Origin of the sequence: Streptomyces sp. NPDC051578 (assembly GCF_044454045.1) — a bacterium.
Classification (GTDB): Bacteria; Actinomycetota; Actinomycetes; order Streptomycetales; family Streptomycetaceae; genus Streptomyces.
In genome coordinates this window covers 722,767-737,768 of sequence record NZ_JBITDH010000002.1, presented here as the reverse complement: position 1 = coordinate 737,768, position 15,002 = coordinate 722,767, and the positions used below count along the sequence as shown (strand labels likewise).

The 15,002-nt window shown below is 68.6% G+C and carries 17 protein-coding genes and 1 pseudogene; 7 read left to right on the top strand and 11 right to left on the bottom strand.

Annotated features, from left to right (window positions below; translation table 11 throughout):
- Positions 1-171 precede the first annotated feature (171 nt).
- Positions 172-609 carry a nuclear transport factor 2 family protein gene (locus ACIA6C_RS14465; RefSeq protein WP_399275653.1) on the bottom strand — a complete coding sequence of 146 codons (438 nt, stop codon included), beginning with the start codon at positions 607-609 and terminating at the stop codon, positions 172-174.
- A gap of 75 nt (positions 610-684) precedes the next feature.
- Between ACIA6C_RS14465 and ACIA6C_RS14460 the strand changes: the two genes are divergently transcribed.
- A complete protein-coding gene (locus ACIA6C_RS14460) occupies positions 685-1,551 on the top strand; it encodes a helix-turn-helix domain-containing protein (protein WP_399275651.1) in 867 nt (288 codons plus the stop codon).
- A gap of 103 nt (positions 1,552-1,654) precedes the next feature.
- Here ACIA6C_RS14460 and ACIA6C_RS14455 read toward each other — a convergent pair whose 3' ends face one another.
- On the bottom strand, positions 1,655-2,923 hold the full coding sequence (locus ACIA6C_RS14455) for a serine hydrolase domain-containing protein (RefSeq protein ID WP_399275649.1): 1,269 nt from the start codon (positions 2,921-2,923) through the stop codon (positions 1,655-1,657).
- Between the two features lie 200 nt (positions 2,924-3,123).
- Entirely contained in the window at positions 3,124-3,552 is a 429-nt protein-coding gene (locus ACIA6C_RS14450) for a hypothetical protein (RefSeq protein ID WP_399275647.1), read from the bottom strand.
- Positions 3,553-3,983: 431 nt separating this feature from the next.
- Here ACIA6C_RS14450 and ACIA6C_RS14445 point away from each other — a divergent pair, with 431 nt between their 5' ends.
- Together ACIA6C_RS14445 and ACIA6C_RS14440 are read left to right on the top strand one after the other, a co-directional pair.
- On the top strand, positions 3,984-4,625 hold the full coding sequence (locus ACIA6C_RS14445; RefSeq protein WP_399275645.1) for a carbonic anhydrase: 642 nt from the start codon (positions 3,984-3,986) through the stop codon (positions 4,623-4,625).
- Positions 4,626-4,928: 303 nt separating this feature from the next.
- Positions 4,929-5,309, top strand: a complete 381-nt coding sequence (locus ACIA6C_RS14440) for an ATP-binding protein (RefSeq protein WP_399275643.1) — start codon at positions 4,929-4,931, stop codon at positions 5,307-5,309.
- A 13-nt stretch (positions 5,310-5,322) separates the two neighbouring features.
- On the opposite strand, the gene ACIA6C_RS14435 is transcribed toward ACIA6C_RS14440, so the two are convergent.
- Together ACIA6C_RS14435 and ACIA6C_RS14430 are read right to left on the bottom strand one after the other, a co-directional pair.
- Positions 5,323-5,628, bottom strand: coding sequence for an STAS domain-containing protein (locus ACIA6C_RS14435; protein ID WP_361137903.1), 306 nt, complete (start codon positions 5,626-5,628; stop codon positions 5,323-5,325).
- 378 nt (positions 5,629-6,006) lie between these two features.
- On the bottom strand, positions 6,007-6,345 hold the full coding sequence (locus ACIA6C_RS14430) for a MerR family transcriptional regulator (RefSeq protein ID WP_399275641.1): 339 nt from the start codon (positions 6,343-6,345) through the stop codon (positions 6,007-6,009).
- Between the two features lie 1,286 nt (positions 6,346-7,631).
- Here ACIA6C_RS14430 and ACIA6C_RS14425 point away from each other — a divergent pair.
- Positions 7,632-7,796 (top strand): annotated as a pseudogene (locus tag ACIA6C_RS14425) (CsbD family protein); the annotation flags it as partial.
- A 180-nt stretch (positions 7,797-7,976) separates the two neighbouring features.
- Here the strand turns inward: ACIA6C_RS14425 and ACIA6C_RS14420 are convergent.
- Both ACIA6C_RS14420 and ACIA6C_RS14415 read right to left on the bottom strand, forming a co-directional pair.
- Complete coding sequence (locus ACIA6C_RS14420; protein WP_399275639.1) at positions 7,977-8,426, bottom strand: hypothetical protein; 450 nt, start codon at positions 8,424-8,426, stop codon at positions 7,977-7,979.
- Positions 8,427-8,560: 134 nt separating this feature from the next.
- On the bottom strand, positions 8,561-8,755 hold the full coding sequence (locus ACIA6C_RS14415; protein ID WP_399275637.1) for a hypothetical protein: 195 nt from the start codon (positions 8,753-8,755) through the stop codon (positions 8,561-8,563).
- Between the two features lie 344 nt (positions 8,756-9,099).
- Here ACIA6C_RS14415 and ACIA6C_RS14410 point away from each other — a divergent pair, with 344 nt between their 5' ends.
- A complete protein-coding gene (locus ACIA6C_RS14410; protein ID WP_399275635.1) occupies positions 9,100-9,915 on the top strand; it encodes a hypothetical protein in 816 nt (271 codons plus the stop codon).
- Positions 9,916-10,327: 412 nt separating this feature from the next.
- Here the strand turns inward: ACIA6C_RS14410 and ACIA6C_RS14405 are convergent, their stop codons facing one another.
- A complete protein-coding gene (locus tag ACIA6C_RS14405; protein WP_399275633.1) occupies positions 10,328-11,527 on the bottom strand; it encodes a serine hydrolase domain-containing protein in 1,200 nt (399 codons plus the stop codon).
- 234 nt (positions 11,528-11,761) lie between these two features.
- On the opposite strand from ACIA6C_RS14405, the gene ACIA6C_RS14400 reads away from it, so the two are divergent.
- The gene (locus tag ACIA6C_RS14400; RefSeq protein WP_399275631.1) at positions 11,762-12,031 is read left to right on the top strand and encodes a hypothetical protein; all 270 of its coding nucleotides are present in this window, start codon (positions 11,762-11,764) and stop codon (positions 12,029-12,031) included.
- Between the two features lie 63 nt (positions 12,032-12,094).
- On the opposite strand, the gene ACIA6C_RS14395 is transcribed toward ACIA6C_RS14400, so the two are convergent.
- Positions 12,095-12,499 carry a hypothetical protein gene (locus ACIA6C_RS14395; protein ID WP_399275629.1) on the bottom strand — a complete coding sequence of 135 codons (405 nt, stop codon included), beginning with the start codon at positions 12,497-12,499 and terminating at the stop codon, positions 12,095-12,097.
- Between the two features lie 16 nt (positions 12,500-12,515).
- Entirely contained in the window at positions 12,516-13,064 is a 549-nt protein-coding gene (locus tag ACIA6C_RS14390; protein ID WP_399275627.1) for a MarR family winged helix-turn-helix transcriptional regulator, read from the bottom strand.
- Positions 13,065-13,413: 349 nt separating this feature from the next.
- Between ACIA6C_RS14390 and ACIA6C_RS14385 the strand changes: the two genes are divergently transcribed.
- On the top strand, positions 13,414-13,701 hold the full coding sequence (locus ACIA6C_RS14385; RefSeq protein ID WP_399275625.1) for a chaplin: 288 nt from the start codon (positions 13,414-13,416) through the stop codon (positions 13,699-13,701).
- Between the two features lie 214 nt (positions 13,702-13,915).
- On the opposite strand, the gene ACIA6C_RS14380 is transcribed toward ACIA6C_RS14385, so the two are convergent.
- A complete protein-coding gene (locus tag ACIA6C_RS14380) occupies positions 13,916-14,815 on the bottom strand; it encodes a GNAT family N-acetyltransferase (RefSeq protein ID WP_399275623.1) in 900 nt (299 codons plus the stop codon).
- Between the last annotated feature and the right edge of the window lie 187 nt (positions 14,816-15,002).

Below are 15,002 nucleotides of genomic sequence, written 5' to 3'. Positions count from 1 at the left end.
ACACCCGCCCCGGAGGACACTCCCCTGGTCGGAACTCGACGACGACGAGAGCTGGGCGCCAGTGGTCACTCAGCGTTGTGGTCGTCCATGGTGAGCGGCGTACTGGACGTGCGCCGGGGTCGCCGACGCAGGTTCAGCAGCCCAGGTCTCTTGTCCGTCGGGCTGACCGGTTCACGGCCGGATCGGGGATGACTGCTGTGATACTTCGCCCACGATCATGCGAAGACCGCGGGCTGTGTCCACGTACTCCCGGACCCGGTGGATCAGGCCGTCCCGGAGTTCGAAGACGAAGCAGTAGTCGTTGCTGTAGTGCTTGCCGTCGGCGAGCGTCGCCGTCAGGGTGGACTCCACTACCGCCCCTTCGCCGTCGGCATGGAAGCTGTGGAGCGTGACGGTGACGTCACGCGCGAACAAGCGGGGGAAGTCCTGGGCGAAGAAGTGCACGATCGCCTTCCTGCCCACCATGTGGTGGGTCGCCCCGAGCGCGACGGCGACAGCGTTCCCCGGGGGCGACAGCCATTCGGCGTCCTCGGTGAGGACCGCAGAGATCCGGTCCGGGTCGTAACTGGCAAGCGCCTGAAAGGCGTTATCGATGATGATGCGGTTCATGAACCCACTGTCGCCGCCAGTGCGCGCCGGTGTCTTGGACAAATGTTCCGACCGACCTCCTCATAACATGGGGAGATGCGATCCTCCGTGCGCGAGCGTGAGACGGTGACCAGGTGGGACGTCGCGAGACCGTCATGGCCCAGCCGGACGGCAGGCGTCAGCCTGGCCGGATTCCGTGACTCCAGCGCGGGCCCGGTCGACGTGCCGCTGGTCCCGCACCCGGCCGTCACGCTGGTGGTGGAGTTCGGCGACGGCCTGTTCGCCGTGGGCGACGCCACCGGCCGGCAGCAGCGCGGAAGTCTCGTCGCCGGGCTCGCACCCGGTTCGGTTCGTATGCGGGGTGACAACGTCACGTGCGTGGAGGTGCGCCTGTCCCCGGTGGTCGCTTACGCCGTGCTGGGCGTCTGCCCGGCGGAGCTGGACCGCACCGTGGTCGCCCTCGACGACCTGTGGGGCCGGGATCTGTCACGGATCCGGGAGCAACTGGCCGACGCCGCGTCGTGGGAGGACCGTTTCGCGTTGACGGACTCCTTGCTCGCCCGCCGCCGGGAGACGGGGCCGCTGGTGAACCCGGAGGTGGCCCGGGTCTGGGACCGGATCCTCGTCAGCCGAGGCCAGGTCAGGATCGAGGATCTGGCGGACGAGGTCGGGTGGAGCCGCAGGCTCCTGTGGTCCCGTTTCCGGTCGCAGATCGGCCTTCCCCCCAAGCGCGCTGCGACGCTGGTCCGTTTCAGACATGCCGCCCACCGCTTGGCCGCGGGCGACAACGCCGTCCGGGTCGCGGCGGAATGCGGTTACGTCGACCAGTCCCATCTGCACCGGGACGTTGTGGCCTTCACCGGAGTGACTCCGTCGACGCTGGCCGGTGACCCGGGGCTGGCGGTGGACGACATCGCGTGGGCCGAACCAGTTCCGTACCTCGGCGTCAGGAGAAAAACATAGGGATGGTCGTGCGGATGGCCCGGCGGGCGTGCGGAGTTGAAGTGCGGCGGCCTGCACGTGGCTGCCCCCTCGTACCGGCCTTGCGTCTTTTACCGGCCTTGCGTCACCGATGATCGCGCTGAACGGGGTTCGTGCTGGGCGGGGCTCCAGGGTTGAACGCCGCGGAGATGAGCCGGGCGACCAGTACGAAGTCGTTGCCGCCGCCGGTGATGGGGTTGAAGGAGTAGACAAGCCGGCGGCGCAGGTCCCGGGTGGTGAACATGCCGTCGGTGTAGCCGAAGGTGCTGCCGGTCTTGCCCCAGACGGTCACGCCGTTGGGAAGGGAGACACTCATCAGCCGCGCGCTGTAGTAGGCGTGGCCGTGGCCGGGGTCCTGTGGACGGCCGTTGAGGTAGCCGACATCGGGGACCTTGAACAGCTCGGCCATCTGGGCGGGCGGCAGGAGGCGCCCCCGGAACAGTGCGGTCAAGAAGCGGTCCAGGTCGGCCGCGGTGGAGATCATCCCACCTGCGCCCGGGTTCTGGTCGGTGACGTCAACAAGCTGCGTTCCTCCTCCGCTCGTCTGGGGTATCGCGATGTATCCGTGGCTGTGGGGGCCGGGGATCGTGGTGTCGGTCCGAGGGGCAGTGGTGTGCCTCAGGTTTAGCGGGCACAGGATTCGGCTGGTGATCTCCTGCTGGTAACTGTGGCCGGTGACCTTCTCGATCAGCATCCCGGCGACGTAGTATCCAGTGGCTCCGTAAACCTGTATCTGGCCGGGCTCCTTGAAGGGCCGGTCGTGCCGGACCGCCATGGCGACCAGTTCGGCGAACGGGTGCTCATCGAACCGGTGCTCGACGATGGCTTCGGGGGTGGTCGGCAGGTCGTCCGCGGTCAGTTCGGGCAGGCTGCTGGTGAAGTTGAGCAGTGAGCGTACGGGGATCGGCGGGTAGCTGTCGGGCAGCACGCCCGGGAGGTACTGCTGAACGGGCCCGTCGAGGTCGATGTGGTCCTCGGCGGCCAGCTGCAGCACTACCGTGGCGATGAACGTCTTGGTAACGCTGCCGAGGCGGAACCGGCCGTCGAGGGGAACCGGTTGCCCGGTCACCGTGTCAGCGACCCCGTACGTTCCGCTCCACTGCCCTGCCGGTCCGCTGACCCGCGCAAGTGCAGCCGTGACCCGGTCGGGTGCGCTGGACACCCCCCGCTGGAGGGCGTCAGGGTCGATCTCGGGCAGCGAGCCGTCGGCATGCTCGACGACGGCGCTCGGTGCGGCGGGAGTGGCGGGAGCGGCCACAGCCGGCACGGCCGTACCGGTGATCACTGCGGCCAACGCCGCGCAGGACAGCACCACCATCGGCATCCGCTTGCGAGCACGTGGCCCTGCGGTCACCGGAGGGCGGTCGAGAAAGGGAACTTGAAAGTCATGCCCTGGAGCCTGCCGCGCGGTGATCTGTCGGCCATCCGGAACGCCCCTCACCGCGCCCCCCTCCGCTCCCTGACTCGCCGTCGGGGTAAGCCCTGATACGTCGCAGCCTTGGCCGCCGCTGCGTCGTTTCCACTCCGTGGCGGCATCCTGCAAAGGACCCCGTCTCACAACCCTTTGGCGCACCACGGTGCGACCACTGCCAGGTTTCCGGCGACCGTACGGGAGAACGAGAAGGTGGGGGCCGTGCACGCAGTATCGACATGGGCACTCCCCTCGGGGGTCGCGGGCGGGCGATAGGTCGCGTCCGTGAGCGCACCTGGGGCTTGCTTCGAGCCGACCCGCGACGAGGCCCATCCCCTCATCGTGACGGGCCGCGGGCGGCCCGAACGGATGGCACCGGCTGCACCGTGGCACACCTTCTGGCGCACCTCGCCCCAGAGCAGTGAGAGCCGCAGCGTGCTCGGCGAACAGAGCATCCAGACGAGCGCGGCGCTCGACGCAGGGCCGAGCACGTTCTGGCCGCCGATCTGCGCGACGTCGAACGCCACGAAAAAGGCGGGCAGCTTCGCGGCCGGCACGGCACCGCTGACCACCCGCCGTCTTGGGTAGAGCTGTGCCCCTGGCTCCCGTCTCAAGGGGCCGACTACGGGTCACGTAAGGGCATACCCGTCACGCGCGCCCTACTCCTGCTTGAGGCCGTATTGCCGTCGCGAAACGGCCCACCCGCTACGGACCCTGGCACCGCTGAGCCGAACACCTGCGCCTACGGCAGCCAAACGGCACCTGACACAACGTCCTCACCCACCTCGCCGCCAGCCGGTCCACTCCCCCGCCACACGGACCGGACCCGCTACAAGCGAATCCTTCCCTCACGCGGCAGGCGATCGACGACTGGAACAGCCCGTGGCTTCGTTGAAGCAAGGAGGTCTTTGAGCGGATTCACCTCGCAGGGCCTGCCCTCCGGCTGCACGATCAGGGGACCCCCGGGCGTGCTGTTCGGCGGGGCCTCTCGTACGCTGCCGCCATGGCTTTCACTCCTGTGTCTCCTGCTCAGGCACTCGACGCGCTGCTGGCGGGCAACCGCCGGTTCGTGATAGAGGCACCTGCCCATCCCAACCAGGATGCCGCCCGGCGGGCGGAGCTCGCACCTGCGCAGAAGCCGTTCGCGGTCGTTCTGGGCTGTTCCGACTCGCGGCTGGCCGCCGAGATCATCTTCGATCAGGGCTTGGGCGACCTGTTCGTGGTCCGCACCGCCGGGCACGTCCTTGGCGCGGAAGTCCTCGGCAGCATCGAGTACGGCACCAGCGTGCTGGATTGCCGCCTGGTCGTGGTCCTGGGCCACGACTCCTGCGGCGCCGTCACAGCAGCCCGCGTCGCCGTGGAGGACGGCATGCCCGCCGCCGGCTACGTCCGCGACGTCGTCGAACGCGTCACCCCCAGCGTGCTCGCCGCCCGCGCCGCGGGATCGACCACGGACAGCGACTTCATCGACGCCCACATCCAGCACACCGTGGACCTGCTCCTGGAGCGCTCCCGACTCCTGGCCGACCAAGTGGCCTCCGGCCGCACCGGCGTGGTAGGCCTCGCCTACCGGCTCGCCGAAGGCAACGCCCGGCTCGTCACCGCCCACGGCATCCCCAACCCGCCCGGCGCCCTGACGCCGTGAGCCGTCGGCCGGTCATCCACGGACGCGAACCGTGGGCAGCCAAGGCCGAACGTGTGCTGAGGCGGCTCCCCAGGGGCTCGGCGCGCCCGCGTCGCGAGTCCGTCAGCGGGCCCGGCTGGTGAATCCCGGACGGCGGGGACTTGTCCTACCGACGCCGACCCGGTGCGGCTAGCCTTGCCGCTGCGTCTCGGTGCCGTCTTTCTTGCACCATTGGCGGGCAGCGAGGGTGGAACGCCGGGCAACATCCACCCCGCGGTTACCGGATGAAAGCGGGGGAAAGTGCGTGATATGGAACAGTCGACGGTGTCTGACCAGCTCCTGCCCGGGTCTCTGGGAGCGGGCCTCAGCTGCGCGGAGGCCCGGGCTTCCGCCCGCGACATCCTGACCGGTCTACACCTGCCCCCCGCCGACATGGACGACGTGCTGACGGTGGTGACGGAGATGGTCGCCAACGCCATCCGCCACGCCGGCGGCGTCACCGCCTTCCACATCACCGCCCGACCCGGCTCCGTCACCGTCGAGGTGTCCGACCGCTCAACCACTGCGCCCCGGATCCAGCCGTGGGCACCGGACGAACCGGGCGGCTTCGGCTGGCGGCTGGTCAATCAGCTCGCCACCACCGACGTCCACATCCACCGCGACGGCAAGACCATCACAGCCACGCTCCAGGCCGGCCAGGCCTGACCCGCCCCCACGCTCAGCCGAGCTCCTGGCCGTCCTCACGCATCTCGAACAGGGCAAGCGTCCCGGTCACATCGAGGAGGCGGTGCAGCTGGGCCGGCAGCGGCCCCGCCAAAGACAGCGAGCGAGTGTTGCGCAGGCGGATCAGGGTGTTGAGGAACGAGGAGTCCGCGAAGGTCACGTTCTTCACGTCCAGCACCAATGGCTTCGCCCTGGCCGTCTCGCGCTCACAGGCGGCGTCCAGGAGGCCGACCGTGTCCTGATCGAACTCTCCCGAGCAGGCCACCACACATGCCCTGTCGGCCTCGGCACGAACCGTCACCCTCGGCGACCCCATACAACCCTCCGGTCCCGCTCTTCATCGACACAAACCGTCTTACACCGCACCGTACGGGGAACCCGACCGAAACGACACCACGCTTGAAGCCACAACCGCGAGCCGCTGACGAACCCTCTCCCCACAAACCTTCGCCCGCGCCCGAAAGCGCGGCACGCACAGCGGGCAGCCTGGCCTCCATCCGCACTCCGGCGCGGCAGCCGACGTCACCGTGCGGTACGCCGAGAACCACGCTGGGCCGCGGGCGAGATGCGGTTCGGATCGGCTCACGCCTCGCCTTGCCCTCCCCCGCCGGCCTGTTGAGCTCGACTCCCTCTGCGTGAGGGAGCATGGCCCGCCGTGACCCGGCCGCCGCGCCCCAGCTCAAGCCCCGGCTCCCGAAGTGGCTGACCCGGCGGTGCGGCGGTACTCGGCGTTGAGGCGCTGGGCCTCCTCAAGCTGGTCTTCGAGAATCACGATCCGGCAGGCGGCCTCGATAGGGGTGCCCTGGTCGACGAGTTCTCGCGCGCGGGCTGCGATGCGCAGCTGGTAGCGGGAGTAGCGGCGGTGTCCGCCGGCGGAGCGCAGCGGGGTGATCAGGCGGGCTTCACCGATGGCCCGGAGGAAGGCCTGGGTGGTGCCGAGCATTTCTGCGGCCCGGCCCATGGTGTAGGCGGGGTAGTCGTCGTCATCGAGACGGCCGAACGAGTCGTCTGCGGTCATTGCACCTCTCTGTGGGACGCGTGGAGGGGCCCGGGTGCCGTTACGGCACCCGGGCCCCGAAGGAACTGCTACACCATCTGCCGGCCCTCATGCTGCGCCGGCCTTCTGTGTCCGCCGACCCGGCCTGATTTCTGCCGGGAGTGCGGGGATCGCGGTTGCTTGACCGGAGACCACCTCATTATCGATGTCCTGCGGTACCCAGACTCAGACTTCCGCCTGGGCGATCCTGATGGCGCTCGGCTCCTCCGTTCTTCCCTCTGGATCGATTACTTACCAAACGGGAACTGCGAACTGCTGTTATTGCCGTTACTGCTTGTACTACTGGTGGCCTCTCTCAGCGCCACTTCGGCAGCCAGCCCCGTCGCCCATCCTGCATCTGCTCTGGCTTAGAACCCCACTGCCGAACCTCCCGGTGCGCGCGCCCGCAGCCGACGCCTTCACCGAGGTACTGCTCACTGACTTCGCTGCTGGGTACTGCCACTGCTTCAACTGCGGTACTGCTTGCGGCGGCCCCTGATCACTGCGGGCCACCCGGTCCGGCCGTCAGTCCCGTCACCGTCCTGCAACCACTCTGGCTTCGGAACTCCACCGCCGCACCGTCCAAACGAACTGCAACTGCGGTACTACCGCCCGGCAGTTCGTCTCTGCCGGGCCCTTCGGTCTCTCTGCGTTACGAGAGAAACCATAACCACGTCGCAGCCCAATGTCTACTCCGGCCGACATAGATTTTCGGGTTCTGGATGAGGAAGAAATCGGGGTTGCCTGGTTGCGGGTCGCAGACCAGGGCCAACTGAGTGAGGGATCGGCATCGAGGTCACAGGGCAGGGGCACCGGATGGACACGTTGAGCATCGACGCCCCAGCCACCCGTCCCGGGCGGGCTGTCGCCGACGGCCGCCAGGCAGCGCGGGGCTTCCTCGGGGCTCTGCGGCCGGCCGTCGGTCCGGCGCCCCCGACGGCGTGGTCCTGATCGCCTCCGAACTCGTCACCAACGCCGTGCGTCACGGCGACGGCACGTACGCCCTGCGCCTGAGCGCCCGTCCCGGCAGCATCGAAGTGGCGTCGTAAGGCGGCAAGACCGTCCGTGCCCTCCTCCCCCGCTGATACCGAAGGAGACAGCCTGCTCCCGATGGAGTATCGGCGTGCGCCGTCCGGGGGAGCCGTCCCGGGCCCGTACGGCGGGCCGCCCCTGCCGGCTCCCTGGCGCACTGTTTGGAATGGCACCCTGCGGCCATACGGGCCTTGTAAGGCTTTCCATCGAAGAGGGAGTGATCAGCTGCGTCTGGTGAGCAGAAGGCCGAAGCGAAGGGCGAGCAGGCCAAGGGCAAGCTCAAGGAGACCGCTGGCCGCCTGACGGGCAATGAGCGGCTGACCGCGGAGGGCCGCGCGGAGCAGGCCAAGGGCGATGCCCGCGAAGCCAAGGAGAAGGTCAAGGACACCTTCAAGCACTGAGACTCCCGCCTCACGCGGCAGGGCCGGGACCGCAGCAGCGGCCCCGGCCCCGCTATGGTGTGCCGTGTACCCCTCGGTGGGCTCCACGTCCCCCCACACCACCGGATGAATAGCGCTCGACCGCCATCCTCACCCACCCGCCGCAGGCTTTGACAGCGGCTGCCGTCTCGGGCGAGTGGGTCAGCGGTCCGGGTTGACGCCGTTCGAGACGGACTTCACGCGGGCGATCTGGGCCTTCGCCGCATACGTCACGTTGCCGAGCTTGGTGTCGCTCGCGTAGAGGTGCGCCACGACCTCGCCGGTGCGCATGACGACCTCGACGTGGTCGCCGTCCTGCATCGCCTCGGTCTCGTCTGCGCCGGCGCCGACCGTCACCGGCTTCGCCGGCTCGCCGTTCTCCGCGCTCTTCCTGCGCTCGTGCTCCGCCAGGTCCTTCACCAGCGTGGACGCGTCCTTCACCGTGCCGAAGGTGAAGAGGGTGAACTCCACCCGCTCCTTGGCGGCGGAGCCCCGTGCTTCCATGTCCCTGTGCCCGAACGCCTGAACGCCGACGCACCGCGTCTTGGTCATCTGGGGGCAGCCCTTGGCCGCATCGTCGCCCTGGATCACGACGGGATCGCCGCCGACCATGACGGCGCCGAGGCTGCCGTCTGGGCGGCGCAGTACGGGACGACGCCAACGAAGTCTCTGAGATGCTCCTGACCGACGAGTCAGGACAACGTAGACCCGACAGTCGTGGGGGGAGAGGGTCAGCCATGTCGGACTCAGCAGATTCGGTCTGTTTCAACTGCAGGATCGTCCTGCCCATCGGCATGTTCTGGAACATCGCAGAGCCACGCGAGCTCTTCCTGCGCTCCGGTCCCAGCAGTGACGATCCCCTGCTTGGCAAAGCCCTTTGGAGGCTCCTGGCCGAGCACGTGTACCACCAGGTCGAGTTGCTCGGTGAAGGCTCCGAACATCGCTGGGAGAGTGTCGACGCCGACTTCATCACGATCGACGATGAGGAGGTGCAGGACCCCATACTGGAACAGTACGCGGGAGAGTGGGCCGGCTGGACCCTGGCCATGAGTCGGCGACCGCTCTGCGAGGCGACTCGTCTGCTGATCCGAAGCGCCGAACAGAGCTGGGCTTCGGGCCCCGGCACCCCCTGGGACTGTCTGGCATCTGAGGACCACGCCACGGCAGCCGAGCTGAACGACAGGCTGCGCGTCGATCCGGTCGCCTTCGGGCGCTGTCGCATCGTCCAGCGCCCCATAGAAGGCTTTGACTTGACCGATGACCGCATCCTCGGTGAGCCGGGGCCGTGGGCGGCCTCAGCCAGGAGGTCGTCGAGGGTGGGTGGCAGGCCGAAGGCGGCGAACCCGTCACAGGTCCGGATACGCCCCAGCAGTGCTTCCAGTTCCAGTGCCAGGTGGTGGTGCTCACGGCTCACCCTGTCGGCTCCCCTTGCCTGGCCGGGGCCGGTAGGTCCGAAAGTCACGAGGGGATCCCGGGCCAGCAGTTCGCGGAGTTCGGTGAAGCGCCGGGCCAGCTCGGGGTGCCGCTCACGCAGGTCGGTGACTGGACGCCGACGCCCGTACCCCTGGCGCTCCAGCAGCGCCGGGCCGACCCCGCCCCGCGCCGAGCCGCGTACCCAGCGCTGCTGCGCATAGCGGCCGAGGCACCGGACCGACCCACATGGAGCGGCGACCGTATCCACGCCGTCACCGTCCGCCTTAAGCGCGACCACCACCTGGACCTGCCCGCCCTGTGGTCTCACCTGTGGCTCGTCCTGCCCGAAGCCACCCGCGCCGAGATCACCAGCGCCGAACAAGCCCTCACCCGCGCGACCACCCTCGCCGGCTGGATCCTGCTGTACGCGCCTTTGACCGTGTGGTGGTGGCCCGCCGCCCCGCTCGCCGTCGTCCTCGCCCTGACCTGCAGGCACCGCATGCGCAGCGCTGCGGACAGCTATGCTCGGTTCCTAGAGGCCGCCGCTCAACTCCACACCACCGAACTGGCCCCCCAGCTCGGCATCGGCCACACCGGGCCACTGGACAGCGCCCTGGGTGATGCCCTCACCCACCAGCTCCGCACGCGCACCCCGAGCCCAACGGGCACTGCGAGTCGTGCGGTGTAACCCCCGACCACGGAAGATGCGCCGGTGACCGGTGAACACGTGACGGCGAGGACGGTGGATGACCGTCTGAGACGAGTCGGTGTCTCGGTACCAGGCCGAGGGCCCGTAGCTGACCGACATGGGGCCGGCGGTCGCCTCCAGCAGTTGACGAAGCGCTGCCAGATGCCGCCTTGAGGGTAGAACCGCACCCGCATCGCGGACGAGCCCGACACGGCCAGGGCCGAAAGACGTCTGAATGGCGACTGAGCTGGACCGCGCAGTCCCCCGCAGGGGCGGCAGGAACCTGTTCGAGTAAGTTCAACACCATCACGGCAGACCTGCCAAGCCCACCAGGGCCGAGGACCGGATCCGGTTCAAGGCCGCCCACGGTCTGACGCCACCGCGAACACTTCCCGCCGGACATTGTCATTGCTCATGTAGACGTCGGAGATCGACGAGCGGAGCACAGTGCGCGGTCGACGAGAGCCGTAACGTCTTGGGTCTGCCGAGTAGCGGTGCTTTCATCGCCCGGTCGGCTGTGCAAGGAGACCGTGACGGTGGTCCGGCCGTCCGGAGTCGTGGCAGGCCACACCAGGTATCCGAATCCGTCGCCGCTGTGCCCCCAGTACCCGCCGCCGCAGGACAGTGGTGTCCAGAACAGGCCGAGCCCGTCGCGCGTGCCCGATGGAAAGCCGCGGCCTGCGGGGACTTCGACGGTGCGCTGCATCTCCGCCAGCTGGGCGGGGGCGAGAAGCCTGCCTTGCATCAGTGCTGTGAAGAACCTGTTGACGTCCGCAGCTGTACTGATCATCGACCCGTCGGCGTCGGCGTCGAAGGGCAGGTAGGCGACCGTGGTGTCGGTCATGGCACCACCCGGCTCGAACTGCTGGTAGTCCCGGGCATGAGGGCCGGGCAGGAACGGCCGGTTACCGGGTGTATGAGTGCGGGTGAGCCGCAGCGGACGAAGAATCCTGGCCTGGACCTCGTCCTCCCATGAATGGCCCGTGACCGCTTCGATGACCATGCCCAGCAGAACATAGTTGGTGTTGGAGTACTCCCAGCCGACACCGGGTGCGAAGGACGGCTGGTGCTTCATCGCGAGGGCCACACGCTGTCGGGACGTGTAGGTGGTCCAGCGGTTCGCACGATACCCGGCCGCGCTGAGATCAGGAACGACGTCGCCGATGTAGTCGGGCAGCCCGCTGGTGTGCTGGAGAAGCTGGCGCAGAGTGACCCGTTGCCCGTCATTGCCGTTGCCGCGGACCAGCCCGGGAAGCCACCTGTTCACCGTGTCGTCCAGCGACAGGTTGCCTTCGCCGGCGAGTTGGAGCAGTACCGCCGCGACGAACGTCTTCGTGGTGCTGCCGATCCTCAGGTAGCCATCCGCGGCCACAGGCTGCCCGGTCGTGAGATCACCGACCCCGCTACGGACGGTCTGCACTCCGTGGGGCGTCTCCAGTCTCGCCGATGCGCCTGTGATGCCGTCGTCCCGCAGGGCGTCGACATCACGCTGCAGTTGGGACACGCGATGGGGGGCCGCCGCCCTGGACTCTGCCGGAACGAATAACGCCAGAAGAGCGACAGCGAGCACGGTCACTGTCCGACGGTTGATCCGACTCAACATGATCGACATGAGGCAACGCTAAAGAGCGACACATCTGTCGAACCATCCGGCCAACCGGAGGCCCCATGGTCGGGTTCTCCCCAGTGCGCGGGCAGTTTTCGTCGGGACCGTCCTCAACCTGGCACGGCTCATGGACATCCGCCAGCTCCACCGATCTGTCACACGAAGTCAGACCATAAAGAACAAGCCGAGCTTGTCGTTTGCCGTTTAACCTCATGGCCAGTCCGCGCTTACCGTAGACGCGTGAACGACAGCAACACCGAAACCCTTGGGTGGGACCTCATAGGCTGGGACAGCGATGAGCAAGCCGCACATGACACAGGCCTCGACCGAGTTGAGATTCTGAGGATGAGGGACCTGTTCCCCGGCCGGGACGACGACTTCCTTGAGACCGCGGTCTACGAGGTGCCGCCCGTTCTGTACTCGGCGATGCAGGGTGCCATCCCGCACCTGGAGTTCCGTGAGGGGCTGGAATATCAGGTAGGTGGATTGCTCCTGAGAGTAGTCCCGTAATCCCGGGACAGTGAGGGGCAGGCTGCGACCCCGGCGGTGCCGATGGCGCCGCCCGACGGCCTGTCACGACGAGGGGATGACCTCGTCGCGGGTCGGTCCGGCCGCCGCCATGATGGCCTGCCAGGGGGCGGAGTCGAAAATGAGGGTGATCGCGGTGATCCGGCCGTCCTGGAGGCGGAAGTGCTCGGCGGTGCGCTGGGTGATGCCGGCGGCCGGGGCGGCGTGTATGTCGTAGACCAGGGTGGCTTCGGTTTCGCCGTACAGTTCGCTGATCAGCTCTGTGCCGGTGACGATGCCCAGGAGACCGTCGAGGCAGTCGAGGTGGCCTGTGGGGCTGTCGGAGGTGATGAACGGGCTGCGGAAGAGAAAGCCTTCGCCGGTCTGGGCGGCGGCCGCGGCGACGTCTCCCCTGAACCGGGCCTCGTGGTAGGTCCGGACGGTGTGCCGGGTGGGGGTGTGGGTGGTCATGCGGTGCTCCGTCGGTTCAGGAGGTGGGCTGGTCGGGCCGGGCCGTGTTCAGGTACCGCTCGGTCCGGTGCTGGTTTTCGACCAGGCGCAGGCACAAGTGCCTGAACTGGACGAGCTCGTCGTCGGTGAAGCCCTGGAAGACCGCGGACATCGCGCGCTGTGTCGGCTCGCGGCACGCCTCCAGCCAGTCGCGGCCGGCCGGTGTGATCCGGGCCCGGACGGGCCGGCGGTCGTGCCGGTCCTGAACCCGTTGCACCAGTCCCTCGCGCTCCAGTGTGTCGACCAGGCCGGTGACGTTGCGGGAACTCACACCGGTCGCGCGGGCCAGGTCTCCGATGCTCAGCCCCTCGTTGTCGGCCGCGCTCAACCGTGCCAGGACATCGAGTGGCCCGGCGCTGAGGCCGCGGCCCTCCGCCCCCTGCGAGCGCAGCCGGTCGACGGCCTGTGAAGCCGAGCGTACGGCTGCGGCCGCTGCCAGCGCGAGTGAGCCACTGCCGAGCGCGAAGGCGTCCATCGAGGCCCTGACACCAGGGTTGTAGAGGAAGCCGCCGGGGTCGCGGGCCAACTCCGCAGCCCTTCGGGATTTCGCCGACCACCGTGTGCCTGGTCATCCAGCGGCGCCGGCCACTGCCGGCTCTGGAGCCCGCCCTCCGGTCGGCCGCCGACGCCGACCGGCTGTGGGTCGTGGACGGAATCCTCATCGCTTCCGCGACCGCATGGTCGGCGCTCATCGAGGAACTACCGGTTTTTGGGTCGAGGACGAGACCCGCGGGCAAGGCGGCCCGTTCGTCGGCCATACGGATGGCAGGTCACCGGATCGGCCCAGCCGCCGTGACGGGCGGGCTGTCCGGGCGGTTATGGGCTGCGTCGTCCGTGCTGTATTCCCCGCACCTCATGAGTTCAAGGAGATTGTGATGTTCCGTATCGCCAAGGCCGTAGCCCTCACCGCCGCCGCCGGCGCCGTCCTGGCAGGCGGGGCCGGCATGGCCACCGCCGACGCCACCGCCGAAGGCGCCGCCATCGGCTCCCCCGGCGTCCTGTCCGGCAACGTCGTCCAGGTCCCCATCCACATCCCCGTCAACGTCTGCGGCAACACCATCAACGTCGTCGGCATCCTCAACCCCGCCTTCGGCAACACCTGCATCAACGCCAGCGGACACAACGACGGCCACTACAAGGGGCAGGGGCACGGCGGGTACTGACACACACCAGGCCCTGGACCCGGCGCACTTCGCGCCGTCACCCCAGACCGCCGTGTGAACCAGCCGCAGCGCACAGCCCGGTACCGATCGGCCTCCCCCACATCGTCCAAGGGCAGGCCGGCTCCCGTACCGGGCTGTGCGCTGGGGCCGCCGGGCACTGGCGAGGGCCCGGACCGGTCCTCGGACCGGACCACTCACCGCGTGCTACTCCTCGCTAGGCCGATTGGCCCACTGGGTAGAAGTTGATGCGTTCACTGACGACGGGGAAGCCCGCCTTGGCGAAGTTCGCGGCCATGGGGAAGTTGCCGCGGTCCGTGGCTCCGCTGATGGACTCCGCGCCCTGCTCGACGAGGAAGCGGGTGCACTCCGCGAGGAGGTCGTAGGCGTAGCCGTGGCCGCGCTGTTCAGGGACGACTCCGATGAAGCCGATGGTCGGGCCGGAGGGGTTGTGGGCCGGGATGTGGATGCCGACCAGGTCGCCCTCCGGGGTGTGCGCGATCTGCCACCACTCCCGTGGGGAGGGGCACCAGCGGAAGAAGTCGAGTTCCTCCTGGGCGGCCTGGTCGAGGCCGCCCTCCTCGATGGCCCTGAGCGCGTGGGCGTCCAGGGTGACGGAGTGGATGCGGCGCAACGCGTCGAAGAACACGGTGTCGTCGGGTTCGGCGCTGAAGCGCAGGCGTCCGGGCCGCTCGGGCAGTCCCTGCTCCGGGGTCCAGCGGTACAGGAAGCGTTCCACCAGGAGTTCGTACCCCGCGGCGCGTGCGGCGGCGAAGCGGGTCTCGGCGGCGGCGCGCAGATCGGTCTTTTCCCGCCAGCCGCCGGCCAGGTTGATCTCGAGTTCGACCTGCCAGGGAGCGGAGCGCAGGAGTTCGGCCCCGGCCTCCTCCTCGCCCTCGGCCACGTCGAACCAGTTGATGTTGACGGGCTCCGAGTCGCCGGGGCCGCCCCACCATGCGCCGCGTGCGACGACCTCGCCGTCGCGCAGGGCGACGCGCTTCCAGTCGGGGCGGAACTGGGTACGCCGGTGGGCTTCACGGGCTCCAAGGGGGTCGGGGAGTGCGTCGAAGAGATGAGCGTCGCTCGCGGAGAGCGTGCGGATGACCAGATCGGTCATGGATTCCTCCGGGATACAGGCTGCTTGGAGCGCTCCCGGTCAGAACTGGCGAACCACGCCGGGATAGCGGAGAAGGGAGCGCGGGAAAGGTGTGAACTGCACGGCACTCGCCTCCTTCCGTCCATCTCAGGGCGTGGAGCACACGGTACGTGGTCTTCCGCGGGTCCGTCCACGGATTTCCGCACCC

Excerpts from the sequence above, each read along its gene's own strand:
- ACIA6C_RS14395 (WP_399275629.1), bottom strand. The coding sequence starts at position 12,499 with ATGACCACCCACACCCCCACCCGGCACACCGTCCGGACCTACCACGAG.
- ACIA6C_RS14405 (WP_399275633.1), bottom strand. The coding sequence starts at position 11,527 with ATGTCGATCATGTTGAGTCGGATCAACCGTCGGACAGTGACCGTGCTC.
- ACIA6C_RS14445 (WP_399275645.1), top strand. The coding sequence starts at position 3,984 with ATGGCTTTCACTCCTGTGTCTCCTGCTCAGGCACTCGACGCGCTGCTG.
- ACIA6C_RS14465 (WP_399275653.1), bottom strand. The coding sequence starts at position 609 with ATGAACCGCATCATCATCGATAACGCCTTTCAGGCGCTTGCCAGTTAC.
- ACIA6C_RS14460 (WP_399275651.1), top strand. The coding sequence starts at position 685 with ATGCGATCCTCCGTGCGCGAGCGTGAGACGGTGACCAGGTGGGACGTC.
- ACIA6C_RS14385 (WP_399275625.1), top strand. The coding sequence starts at position 13,414 with ATGTTCCGTATCGCCAAGGCCGTAGCCCTCACCGCCGCCGCCGGCGCC.
- ACIA6C_RS14420 (WP_399275639.1), bottom strand. The coding sequence starts at position 8,426 with ATGGTCGGCGGCGATCCCGTCGTGATCCAGGGCGACGATGCGGCCAAG.
- ACIA6C_RS14430 (WP_399275641.1), bottom strand. The coding sequence starts at position 6,345 with ATGACCGCAGACGACTCGTTCGGCCGTCTCGATGACGACGACTACCCC.
- ACIA6C_RS14380 (WP_399275623.1), bottom strand. The coding sequence starts at position 14,815 with ATGACCGATCTGGTCATCCGCACGCTCTCCGCGAGCGACGCTCATCTC.
- ACIA6C_RS14415 (WP_399275637.1), bottom strand. The coding sequence starts at position 8,755 with ATGTTCGGAGCCTTCACCGAGCAACTCGACCTGGTGGTACACGTGCTC.